The organism is Stenotrophomonas maltophilia group sp. LNF247, assembly GCF_054083135.1.
Window position 1 is genome coordinate 212,647 of sequence record NZ_JBSRQL010000002.1, and the last position, 11,904, is coordinate 224,550.

General features: G+C 67.0%; 9 protein-coding genes. 4 read left to right on the top strand and 5 right to left on the bottom strand.

Annotated features, from left to right (window positions below; translation table 11 throughout):
* Positions 1 to 234: 234 nt before the first annotated feature.
* Together ACTXG9_RS03090 and ACTXG9_RS03095 are read right to left on the bottom strand one after the other, a co-directional pair.
* The gene (locus ACTXG9_RS03090) at positions 235 to 3,396 is read right to left on the bottom strand and encodes an efflux RND transporter permease subunit (protein ID WP_111104247.1); all 3,162 of its coding nucleotides are present in this window, start codon (positions 3,394 to 3,396) and stop codon (positions 235 to 237) included.
* A gap of 4 nt (positions 3,397 to 3,400) precedes the next feature.
* Complete coding sequence (locus ACTXG9_RS03095) at positions 3,401 to 4,531, bottom strand: efflux RND transporter periplasmic adaptor subunit (RefSeq protein ID WP_111099200.1); 1,131 nt, start codon at positions 4,529 to 4,531, stop codon at positions 3,401 to 3,403.
* A 117-nt stretch (positions 4,532 to 4,648) separates the two neighbouring features.
* On the opposite strand from ACTXG9_RS03095, the gene ACTXG9_RS03100 reads away from it, so the two are divergent.
* From ACTXG9_RS03100 to ACTXG9_RS03110, 3 genes are all read left to right on the top strand, one after another.
* The gene (locus ACTXG9_RS03100; protein ID WP_019662051.1) at positions 4,649 to 5,329 is read left to right on the top strand and encodes a TetR/AcrR family transcriptional regulator; all 681 of its coding nucleotides are present in this window, start codon (positions 4,649 to 4,651) and stop codon (positions 5,327 to 5,329) included.
* A 135-nt stretch (positions 5,330 to 5,464) separates the two neighbouring features.
* The gene (locus ACTXG9_RS03105; protein WP_019662052.1) at positions 5,465 to 6,112 is read left to right on the top strand and encodes a protein-L-isoaspartate O-methyltransferase family protein; all 648 of its coding nucleotides are present in this window, start codon (positions 5,465 to 5,467) and stop codon (positions 6,110 to 6,112) included.
* Between the two features lie 16 nt (positions 6,113 to 6,128).
* Positions 6,129 to 7,487: a TolC family outer membrane protein gene (locus ACTXG9_RS03110; protein ID WP_005419128.1), complete on the top strand. Its 1,359-nt coding sequence runs from the start codon at positions 6,129 to 6,131 to the stop codon at positions 7,485 to 7,487.
* Between the two features lie 66 nt (positions 7,488 to 7,553).
* Here the strand turns inward: ACTXG9_RS03110 and ACTXG9_RS03115 are convergent, their stop codons facing one another.
* On the bottom strand, positions 7,554 to 8,780 hold the full coding sequence (locus tag ACTXG9_RS03115; RefSeq protein WP_456115449.1) for an amino acid transporter: 1,227 nt from the start codon (positions 8,778 to 8,780) through the stop codon (positions 7,554 to 7,556).
* 225 nt (positions 8,781 to 9,005) lie between these two features.
* The gene (waaA, locus tag ACTXG9_RS03120; RefSeq protein WP_058983546.1) at positions 9,006 to 10,304 is read right to left on the bottom strand and encodes a lipid IV(A) 3-deoxy-D-manno-octulosonic acid transferase; all 1,299 of its coding nucleotides are present in this window, start codon (positions 10,302 to 10,304) and stop codon (positions 9,006 to 9,008) included.
* Between the two features lie 60 nt (positions 10,305 to 10,364).
* Between waaA and ACTXG9_RS03125 the strand changes: the two genes are divergently transcribed.
* Positions 10,365 to 11,282, top strand: a complete 918-nt coding sequence (locus ACTXG9_RS03125; RefSeq protein WP_058983548.1) for an LpxL/LpxP family Kdo(2)-lipid IV(A) lauroyl/palmitoleoyl acyltransferase — start codon at positions 10,365 to 10,367, stop codon at positions 11,280 to 11,282.
* 107 nt (positions 11,283 to 11,389) lie between these two features.
* Here ACTXG9_RS03125 and ACTXG9_RS03130 read toward each other — a convergent pair whose 3' ends face one another.
* Positions 11,390 to 11,839, bottom strand: a complete 450-nt coding sequence (locus ACTXG9_RS03130) for an REP-associated tyrosine transposase (RefSeq protein ID WP_021204348.1) — start codon at positions 11,837 to 11,839, stop codon at positions 11,390 to 11,392.
* Positions 11,840 to 11,904 lie beyond the last annotated feature (65 nt).

Sequence of the window (11,904 nt, forward strand, 5' to 3'; positions counted from 1 at the left end):
GGCACCTACCGAGCGATGGCGAATCGCGGTAGATCCACGCCATGCGTGGGTGCTTCTGTAGCGTCGAGCCATGCTCGACTCATCCCGTCATCCCGCGAAGAGCAGCCGAGCATGGCTCGGCTCTACAGAAAGCAGATCCCGCGAGCAGATCAATCCGGGCCATGCGTGGATGCAAGCCGCAGTGCCAACCAAGGTTGGCACCTACCAGAGGCGGTGGCCGTGGAACCCGGGGCGTTACGCCCCGGATTCATCGGGCTTCACCCGGAACCACGCCGCATACAGCGCCGGCAGGAACACCAGCGTCAGCACCGTACCGACGATCAGGCCGCCCATGATCGAGATCGCCATCGAGCCGTAGAACGCGCTGCGCGACAGCGGAATCATCGCCAGCACCGCCGCCAGCGCGGTCAGCACGATCGGGCGGAAACGGCGCACCGTGGCATCGATGATCGAATGCCAGCGGTCATGCCCGGCATCGATGTCCTGCTGGATCTGGTCGATCAGGATCACCGAGTTGCGCATGATCATGCCGGCCAGTGCGATCGTGCCCAGCAGCGCGACGAAGCCGAACGGCGCCCGGAACAGCAGCAGGAACAGGGTCGCGCCGATGATGCCCAGCGGCGCGGTCACCAGCACCATCGCTGCACGCGAGAAGCTGCGCAGCTGCAGCATCAGCAGCGTGGCCACCACCACCAGGAACAGCGGCATGCCGGCCTTGATCGAGTTCTGGCCACGTGCCGAATCCTCCACGGTACCGCCGGTTTCCAGCAGGTAACCACTGGGCAGCTCGGCACGGATGCCATCCAGTGTGGGCAGGATCTGATGAACCACGTCCAGCGCCTGCATGCCATCACTGATGTCGGCGCGCACGGTCACCGTCGGCAACCGGTTGCGGTGCCAGATGATGCCGTCCTCGAAGCCGTACTCCATCGTCGCCACCTGCGACAGCGTGATGCTGCCACCGTTGGCGGTGGGCATCGACAGGCTGGACAGCAGCTCCAGCTGGTTGCGCTCATCGGCCGGCCCGCGCAGCAGCATCTCGATCTGGCGATTGCCTTCGCGATACACGCTCACCGACTGCCCGGCCAACGAACTGGACAGGAACTGGCTGACCTGGGCGCTGCTAACGCCCAGCGCACGGGCGCGCTCCTGGTCGACCACCAGGCGCACCACCTTGCTCGGCTCGCTCCAGTCCAGGTTGACGTTCATCACGTGCGGGTTCTCCCGCACCTTGGCCTCGACCTGGCGCGCGATCGCCTGCACCTTCTCGATGTGCTCGCCGGAGATGCGCATCTGCACCGGATAGCCGACCGGCGGTCCGTTCTCCAGGCGGGTCACGCGCATCTGCACGTCCGGGAACTTCGGGATCACCTCGTGCAGCAGCCAGTCGCGGGTGCTCTCGCGCGCCTTGATGTCCTTGGCCAACACCACGAACTGGGCGAAGTTGGTCGCCGGCAGCTGCTGGTCCAGCGGCAGATAGAAGCGCGGCGAACCGGTGCCCACATAGGACACGTAGTTGGCAATGCCCTCGCGGCGGGACAGCAGCTTTTCCAGCTTCTCGGCCTGGGCCTGGGTCGAGCGCAGCGAGGCGCCCTCGGCCAGCTCGATGTCCACCATCAGCTCCGGCCGGGTCGAGTCCGGGAAGAACTGCTGGGGCACGAAGCGGAACATCATCAGCGAGAACACGAACAGGGCGATGGTCGCGGCGATCACCCACCAGCGATGGCGCAGGCAGGTATCGAGGAAGCGGCGGAAGCTGCGATAGAACGGGCGCTGGTACGGATCATGGTCGTGCCCATGCTGCGGCGGCGCAATCAGGTTGGCCAGCGCCGGGTAGCGGTCGGCCCACTGCTGGCGCTTGGCATGCCAGCGCGCGGACAGGCTGCCCGGCTTGGGCGGCTGCGGATTGAACAGGTCCGGCAGCATCTTGTCACCCAGGTAGGGAATGAACAGTACGGCCGCGATCCACGACACCACCAGCGCGATGGTCACCACCTGGAACAGCGAACGCGTATATTCACCGGTGCTCGATGCCGCCGTGGCGATCGGCAGGAAGCCGGCTGCGGTGATCAACGTACCGGTCAGCATCGGGAACGCAGTCGATTCCCAAGCGAAACTGGCCGCGCGCAGGCGGTCGTAGCCCTGCTCCATCTTGGTGGCCATCATCTCCACCGCGATGATCGCATCGTCCACCAGCAGGCCCAGCGCCAGCACCAGCGCGCCCAGCGAGATCTTGTGCAGGCCGATGTCGAAGTAGTGCATGACGAAGAAGGTCATCGCCAGCACCAGCGGAATGGTGACGCCCACCACCAGGCCGGTGCGCAGGCCCAGCGAGAAGAAGCTGACCAGCAGCACGATCACCACCGCCTCGGTCAGCACCTGCACGAACTCGCCGACCGACTCTTCCACCGATTGCGGCTGGTCGGACACCTTGCGCAGCTGCATGCCGGCCGGCAGGGTCTTCTGCAGCCGTTGGAACTCGGCATCAAGGTTGGCACCGAGCTTGAGGATGTCACCGCCATCCTTCATCGCCACCGCCAGGCCGATCGCCTCTTCGCCCATGAAGCGCATCTTCGGCGACGCCGGATCGGCGAAGCCGCGCTTGACCTCGGCGATGTCACCCAGGTGCACGGTGCGGTCGCCAGCACGGATCGGGAACTGGCGGATTGCTTCGATGTCGTTGAACTGGCCGGTCACGCGCAGCTGCACGCGATCGGTGGCGGTCTCGAAGAAGCTGGTGCCGGTGACCGCATTCTGGTCGGCCAGCGCCTGCTGTACCTGCTGCATCGACACACCCAGCGTGGCCAGGCGGGTGTTGGACAGCTCGATCCAGACCTTCTCGTCCTGCAGGCCGACCAGGTCGATCTTGCCGACATCGGGCACGCGCTGCAGTTCCAGCTGGATGCGGTCGGCGTAGTCGCGCATCACCGCGTAGTCGAAGCCCTTGCCGGTCAACGCATAGATGTTGCCGTAGGTGTCGCCGAACTCATCGTTGAAGAACGGGCCGACGATCTCGCGCGGCAGCGTCGCACGGATGTCGCCCACGCGCTTGCGCACCTGGTACCACAGGTCCGGGATCTGCCTGGAACGCAGGCTGTCGCGGGCCATGAAGATGACCTGCGATTCGCCGGGGCGCGAATAGGAGCGGATGAACTCGTACTCGCCGGTGTTCATCAGCGCCTTCTCGATCGGCTCGGTCACCTGGCGCGAGACCTGCTCGGCGGTGGCGCCCGGCCACAGCGTGCGCACCACCATCGCCTTGAAGGTGAATGGTGGATCCTCGGACTGGCCCAGGTGCTTGTACGACCACGCGCCGATCAGCGCGAAGGCCAGCATCGCGAACAGCACCAGCGGGCGATTGGCCAGCGCCCACTCGGAAAGATTGAAGCGGCGCACCGGCTTACTCCCTGGCCTTGGCGGCAGCGGCCGGCGCGGCCGGCTTCAGCACCGGGCGGTTCTGCCGGTCCACGGCGATCACCGGCTGGCCCGCTCGCAGCAGGTGGCCACCGGCGGCAACCACCCAGTCACCCGCGTTCACGCCGGACAGCACCGGCACGGTCTCGCTGCCAAACGCACCGGTGGTGACCGAGGCGGCCTTCAGCGTGCTGTTGGCCGGATCGACCACCCACACGCTGGCGGCACCGTTGACACCGCGCTGCAGCGCGCCCAGCGGCAGCTGCAGGGTACCGTGGCGACCGGCGCTGCTGTAGACGCGCGCGCTCTGGCCCAGTTCGACATCGGCCAGCGCATCGGCGGCCAGGCTGACGCGGGTGGCATAGGTGCGTGCCTGCGGATCGGCGGCGGCGGCAATCTCGCGGATCGTGCCCGGCAGGCGCTGCCCCGGGCGGTTCCACAGTTCCACCTCGACCGGCTGGCCGACCGCGTAGTCGCGGATGGTGGCTTCGGGCAGGTCGATCAGCACTTCGCGGCCACCGTCGGCGGCCAGGTTGAAGATGGTCTGTCCGGCGGACACCACCTGCCCAGCCTCGGCCTCGCGGCTGGCGATCACGCCGTCAGCCGGTGCGCGCAGCTGCGCGTAGTCGGCCTGGTTGCGCAGCACATCGAGGTTGGCGCGGGCGGCGTTGGCCTGACCCTGCGCCGCTTTGAAGGCGGCGGACTGCTGGTCCAGCTGCGAACGGCTGACCAGCTGCTGGTCGGCCAGCACCTGGTAGCGCTTGAGGTCATCGCGGGCACGCACCAGGTCGGCCTCGGCCGCAGCCAGCTGCGCCTGTGAGGCACGGGCCTGCAGCGCGAAGTCAGCCACGTCCAGTTCGGCCAGCACGTCGCCCTTCTTCACCCGCTGGCCGGCATCGACGTGGCGCTTGACCAGGTTGCCTCCGACGCGGAACGACAGCGGGCTTTCCTGGCGGGCACGCACCGTGCCCGGGAATGCCGCCGGCGCCTGTCCGGCCTGTTCGCCGGGGTGAACCACCAGTACCGGCACGGCCGCCTGCGGCGCCTGTTCCTGTCCCGAACAGGCTGCCAGCGCAGCCACCCACACCATACCGCCCATCCAGCGCACGATCTTCATCGGTCAACGTCCTGAAAACGCAGGGTTGCAACAAGGGGGAGCCGCGACTGCCGGCCCAATTTAATAAACCGGCCGGTATAGTATAAATATCGAACCGCTTGGTCTAGTATTGTTGCGATGAGTTCTTCCACTTCCCGCAAGCCGTCGGCCAAGCCTGCTGCCAAGGCCGCCGGACCCGGGCGCCCCAAGGATCTGGGCAAGCGCGCGGCGATCCTTGAAGCAGCCAAGGTACTGTTCATCGAACAGGGGTATACCGGCGTGAGCATGGACACCATCGCCGCCCAGGCCGGCGTCTCGAAGCTGACCGTGTACAGCCACTTCGGCGACAAGGAGACCCTGTTCTCCGAGGCCGTGCAGTCAAAGTGCATTGAAATGCTGCCCGATGCCCTGTTCGTGGCCGACACGGACGGCCCGCTGCGCGACCAGCTGATCGGCATCGGTCTGGCCTTCTTCGAACTGATCACCTCCGACGCGGCGATCTCGATCCAGCGCATGATGATGGCGCCGGAGACCGACGAACGCCTGCGCGAGCTGTTCTGGAAGGCAGGACCGGAACGTACCTGCGAGGCCCTGGCTGACTTCCTGCGGGCACGCGCCGAGCGCGGCGAGCTGGAAATCACCGACTATTCGCTGGCTGGCGAGCAGTTCCTGACCCTGGTCAAGGGCGAAGTGCACATGCATATGATGTGCGGCATGCCACTGTCACCGGTGGAATGCGACCCTCTTGCCCACGTGACCGCCAGCATCGACTTCTTCCTGCGCGCCTACGCGCCGCGAGGGGCCGGAACAGCTGAATAACCAAAACTGAACGAACCGGAGGTCGCGATGACTTCCGGCACTGCGACCCCGGCCCCCGGCAGCTGATGCTCTGGGCGCGCCGCCGGCCTCCGGCACCGGTAAAATGGCCGGCCCACTGCGCTGGATTTGAACCTCATGACGATTGATTACGCCCACGCCCGCGAACTGATGGTGGAACAGCAGATCCGTCCCTGGGACGTGCTGGACATCAAGGTGCTCGACGTCCTGGCCCGCCTGCCGCGCGAGGCTTTTGTCGCCGATGCACACCGGGCACTGGCCTACGCCGATGTCGAACTGCCGATCGGCCACGGCCAGAAGATGATGAAGCCGGTCATCGAGGGCCGTACCCTGCAGGCGCTGGACCTGCAGCCGGGTGACGAAGTGCTGGAAATCGGCACCGGCAGCGGCTTCCTGGCCGCCTGCATCGGCGCGCTGGCGCGCGATGTGCTGAGCCTGGAAATCGACCCGGAGCTGGCCGCCGCCGCGCGTGCCCGCCTGGACGCTTCCGGCCTGGGCAGCAACGTCCGCGTGGAAGTGGCCGATGCCCTGTCCTGGCAGACCGAACGCCGCTTTGACGTGATCTGTGTCACTGGTGCGGTCGACGTGGTGCCGTCACAGTTCGCCTCGTGGCTGCGTCCGGGTGGCCGCCTGTTCGTGATCCACGGCCGCTCGCCGGCGATGGAGGCCCTGCTGGTCAAGGCCGACGGCAGCTCCGAGTCCCTGTTCGAGACCGATATCGATTACCTGCGTGGTGCCGCCCCGGCCCCCCAGTTCCACCTCTGAGTCCAAGGAAGCCGCAATGATCCGCCGATCCCTCGCTGTTGCGCTGGCCACTGCCCTGCTGCCGTTGTCCGCCCATGCCGCCGACCTGCTGCAGGTCTACGAAATGGCCCGCAACGGCGATCCGCAGCTGTCGGCCGCCGAATCGACCCGGCTGTACGACAAGGAAGGCGCCGTGCAGGCGCGTGCCGCCCTGCTGCCGCAGATCAACGGCCAGGCCGCGCTGAACCGCACGCGCAGCGAGCCGAACGCCGACGCCAACTCCGGCTCGTTCACCAACAAGCGCCGCACCTACACGATCGACGGCAGCCAGACGCTGTTCAACTGGACCCAGATCAACAACCTGCGCTCGCAGCGTGAGCTGAGCAAGGCGGCGGACTTCACCCTCGAATCGGCCAACGACAACCTGATCGTGCGCACCTCGGCGGCCTACTTCAACGTGCTGGTGGCGATCGAATCGCTGAACGCCGCGCAGACCAACGAAGCGGCCGCGAAGAAGCAGTTCGACTTCGCCGACAAGCGCCTGGAAGTGGGCCTGGCGCCGATCACCGACGTGCACGAAGCACGCGCCCAGTACGACCAGGCGCGTGCCAACACCATCATTGCGCAGAACACCCTGGCCGATAACTACCAGGCCCTGACCGAACTGACCGGCCAGCCGGTGACCAACCTGCGTGGCCTGCCGGCGGACTTCCGCCCGGAAGTGCCGGCCAACCGCGGCAACATCGATGAGCTGGTGCAGCAGGCCACCACCCAGAATCCGGCGCTGAAGGCGCAGGAGCTGAAGGTCAGTGCGGCCGAAGCTGGCGTGCAGGCTGCCCGCGGTGGCCATTACCCGACCCTGTCGCTGGGCGGCAGCTGGGGCAAGAGCGCGACCTGGGGCGACAGCACCGGCGCCGGCTCGTTGTCGCCGGACGCACGCACCAACAGCATCGGCCTGACCCTGAGCGTGCCGATCTTCTCCGGTGGTGCCACCCAGTCGGGCGTGCGCCAGGCGCTGGCCCAGCGTGACATCGCCCAGGACGGCTACGAGCAGCAGAAGCGTGCCCTGGACCGCAATACCCGCAATGCCTACCAGACCCTGGTGCAGGGCATCAGCGAAGTGGAAGCCCGCCGCTTGGCGGTGGTCTCGGCGCAGAGCGCGTACGACGCTTCGCAGGTCGGCCTGGAGGTCGGCACCCGTACCGTGCTGGATGTGATCCAGAACCAGCGCATCCTGTTCTCGGCGCAGCTGGACTACGCCCAGGCCCGTTACACCTTCCTGCAGAACCGCCTGCTGCTGAGCCAGTCGCTGGGTGCACTGGACGTGGCCGAGCTGCAGGACGTGAACCGCCTGCTGACCCAGGACGCGGGCAATCCGGCAACGACGACGCACTGAGCCGTCGCCTGCCGGCAACGAAAAGCCACCCGCGAGGGTGGCTTTTTTGTGCGCGATGCACGGCCATCAGCCGGGCCAGGCCCGCAGCCACCCGATGGCGGCCAGCATGCACAGTCCGGCGGCCACAGGCGCCAGCAGCGCAAGGCCACGTGCCAACGGTGACTGCCCGCGCAGTACGGCCAGGCACAGGGCGGCCATCACCACCAGCACGACCGGGCCGGGTAGCACCGGCAGAATGCCCGCGGGCACGCCGAAAGCCAGCACCGCCGCTGACAGAATCAACGCGACCGGCACCGCCTGCACATGCATGCCGATTGCTTCGTCATGCCGTGCCGGCCACAGCTGCATCGCCAAGCACAGGCCCACCCGCAGCAGCACCAGCAGCAGCGCGGCCAATCCAGCCGCGCCGGCCAGCGGCAGCAACGGCATCAGCCACTGCAGCTGCGGGTGCGGTTGCAGGGCTACCGCCAGCGGTCGCGTGCTGTCCAATGCAGGGAACTCGACCAGCCCGGCCTGCAATGCAGCGACCACGATCAGCAACAGCATGGCCAGCAGCAGCATGCCCGCCAGCAGCCGCGACTGGCGCGCCTTCACCTGCCCGCCCAAGCCGGGAAATCCAACCGCCAGGCCCACGCTGGCGAACGCACCCAGCAGCGGCACGCTCGCCGCCAATACACCACCAAGCCCAAAGCGATAGGGAGCCGTCGCCTCCGGCAGCCAGGGAATCCAGTGCGCGTAGTGCATGTAACGGGCTGCCAGTGCCACCAGCAGCAGGCCGGTCCCGATCTTCATCGTCAACAGCGCACACGCCACCAGAACCATTCGTCGCCACGGCAGCAACCCGACCACACCAATCAGAAGCACCGCCAGGCTGGCCATCAGCGGACCCGGCACCGCGTAGTCGGCCTCGACGCCACAATAGGCCAGCAGTGCACGCAGATGACGGGCCAGCGATTGCGCCACGCCACCCATGGTCGCCACCAGTTCCAACAACAGCGCGCCGCCGAGCACACCGGCGGATGCCCGGCCCCAGCACGCACGCAACACTCCCTGCAGGCCATCGACAGCCGGCAGCTGCTGGTTGAGGGCGTGCAGGCAATACAGCAGTGGCATCGTACCCAGTGCGGCCAGCAACAGGCTCAGCACGATGGCCGGCCCAGCCTCGGCCGCCGTGTGCTGGCCGATCAGCGCGACCACATTGCCCCCCAGCAGCAGCGTCAGCGCCACCACTGCAAGATGCTCCATGCCGGGCCGGGCATCACCGATGCCCTCCGGCCTGCTGCCCCCATCCATCGCAAGCTCCCTTGATATCCGTCCAAGCGCGGTCGACAGCAGGCTGGCAGCCTGCGCCGAAGGGCGATATCAGAATCCTTGCCGTGCACGCCGCGATGTGACCGCAGACACGCCCAGCGACGCGCACCCGGTTCTGTCGCGACAGAACTCCGCCCGCTAAGCAGAATTGATGCAGTCGATCACGTCAGTCGACGGACTGGGCGCAGGCCTGTGCGGCCGGTGGACTCAGCCGCGCGGCGGCGGCAGATGTGGCGCGACCAGGGCCAGCGTGCGCTGCAAAGCGCCACGGCCATTGCTGATCAACGTGCAGCCTGCCCGCGCCATGTCCTCGCGCGCCTGCGGGTCCTGGAGCAGGTGCTGCAGCAGGTCACCCACCGCTTGCACGTCATCGCCGATCAGCAAGGCACCGGCCTCACGCATGCGGCGGGAGATCTCGGCGAAGTTGTGCAGGTGGGGGCCGGTCACAGCCGCAGTACCCATTGCCGCCGGTTCCAGCAGGTTGTGGCCACCGATCGGCTGCAGGCTGCCGCCGACGAAGGCAACCTGCGCGCAGGCATAGAACGGCATCAGCTCGCCCAGGGTGTCGATGACGAATACATCCGTGCCGGCCTCGGGCCATTGCTTCGCACGACGGGTCGCCACGCTCCACCCCTGCTCGCGCGCCAGCGCCTCCACCTTCGGGAAGCGCTCGGGGTGCCGCGGCGCCCACAGCAACAACAGGTCGGGGTGCTGCTGGCGCAGGCGCCGATGCAGGTCGATCACCGCCTGCTCCTCGCCATCATGGGTACTGGCCGCGATCCACACCGGGCGCCCGGCGGGCACGCAGGCGTGGAACTGCTCGACGAAGCCCTGCACATCCGGCGTGGCGATATCGAACTTGAGGTTGCCCAGGGCCTGCACCTGTTCCCGCGCCGCCCCCAGCTGCACGAAGCGCGCGGCGTCGTCCTGCGACTGCGCGGCCACGCAGGTGACCGTGCGCAGCGCACGGCGGATCAGCGCCGCCAGCACCCGGTAACCGCGCAGCGAACGCGCAGACAGGCGGGCGTTGAGGATATAGACCGGAATATGGCGGTCGCGGCAGCCGAACAGCATGTTCGGCCACAGCTCGGTTTCCAGGATCAGCGCCAGGCTGGGCTGGAAGTGGCCGAGGAAGCGGTTGACGCTGCCCGGCACGTCGTACGGCAGATAGACGTGGTCCAGCGCGTCCCCCCACAGCGCACGCACGCGCTCCGAACCGGTCGGCGTGATGGTGGTGATGACCCAGCGGATGTCCGGACGCTGTTGGCGCAGGGCATTCACCAGCGGCGCGGCGGCATTGACTTCGCCCACCGAGACCGCATGCAGCCAGACCCGCGGCTGGCCGGTCGGCTGCGGATACGAGGCATAGCGCTCGTCCCAGCGCCGGAAGTATTCACGGACCCGGAAACCGCGCCAGACCAGGTGGTACACGGTGATCGGCAGCAGGATGTAGAGCACGGCCGAGTACAGGCCGCGCAGGATCCATTCGGCAGGGTCTTTGCGCATGCGGCAAGGATACGGGAGCCCCCCGGGAAAGACACGCTGCCGGGTTGGTAGAATGGCGCCATGTCCGATGCCACCACCGCCGTCCGTCCGTCGCTGCGCGATCCCCGCAACTGGCCGATGTTCGCCGCCATGCTCGGCGCCTTCGCCATCGCCCGCCTGCCGTGGATGCTGCAGCGTGCGCTCGGTCGTGGCGTGGGCTGGATCAGCTGGCGCCTGCTCGGCAGCCGCCGTCGCGCCGCCGAAGTCAACCTGCGGCTGTGTTTCCCGGAAAAGGACGAAGCCTGGCGCCAGCGCCTGGTGCGCGACAGCTTCGACGCACTGGGTGTGGGCGTGTTCGAGTGCATCCGCGCGTGGTGGGGCAGCATCGACCGCATCCGCCCACAGGTGCAGATCGAAGGCCTGGAACATCTGCGGCGGATGCAGGCCGAAGGCCGCGGCGTACTGCTGGTGTCCGGCCATTTCATGACCCTGGAGATGTGCGGCCGCCTGCTGTGCGACTACGTCGATCTTTCAGGCATGTACCGCAAGCACAAGAACCCGGTGTACGAGTGGGCGGTGAAGTTCGGCCGCCTGCGCTATGCCAAGGCGATGTTCGCCAACGAGGACATCCGCGCGACCGTGCGCCACCTGAAGAAGGGCGGCTTTCTCTGGTATGCGCCGGACCAGGACATGCGTGGCAAGGACACCGTGTTCGTCCCGTTCTTCGGCCATACCGCGTCCACCATTACCGCCACCCACCAGCTGGCGCGCATGACCGGCTGCGCGGTGATTCCGTACTTCCACCGCCGCGAGGGCGGAAAGTACTTCCTGAAGATCGGCGCGCCGCTGGAGAACTTTCCCAGCGAGGATGTGGAAGCCGATACCACGCGGGTCAACCAGGCCATCGAAGCGATGGTGCGCGAGGCTCCCGACCAGTACCTGTGGATCCACCGCCGCTTCAAGCGCCAGCCCGGCGGCCGGAGTGATTTCTACAAATAACGGTGGGGCGGGAGGGTTTCGTCCACGCATGGCGTGAATTTGATGACGCGGAGCATTCTGAAGTAGATCCACGCCATGCGTGGATGCTCTAATCCGGGTGCCGGCACCTACAACGGCCAACGGCACCATGCGTGCGGGTACTCACCCAACGTGCCGGCCAGGCCCGCACGGACCGGATTGGCCAGGATGTACATCGCCTTCTCATGAAGGGATTCATCGCTGCGTACGGCATGATCGTGGTAACCGTGCTGCCACAGCGCCCCTCGTCGCTCCAATCGCCGGTTCAGCAGTCGGCTGCTGCGTGATTTGAGCAGGGCCATGCACTCGGCCAGGGTTCCACTGCGCAGTTCCATCAACCAGTGCAGATGGTCAGGCATCACCACCCAGGCGAGACTGTGGCTGAAGCCCCTACGCTCGACGAAGCGCAGGGTGTCGATCAGGATCGCCATGTTCGCCGCATCGGCGAATAACGGTTCACGGCCAAGGGTTGCCGTGGTCAATGAGTACACGTTGCCGGTTCGGGAATACCGACCGTAGCGGAGTCTGGGGCTGGCCATGCCTCCAGCGTGCGCGAACTGCCGGGGCACCGATAGTGGAGATGTCACCGTGTTCAGGTCGGGAA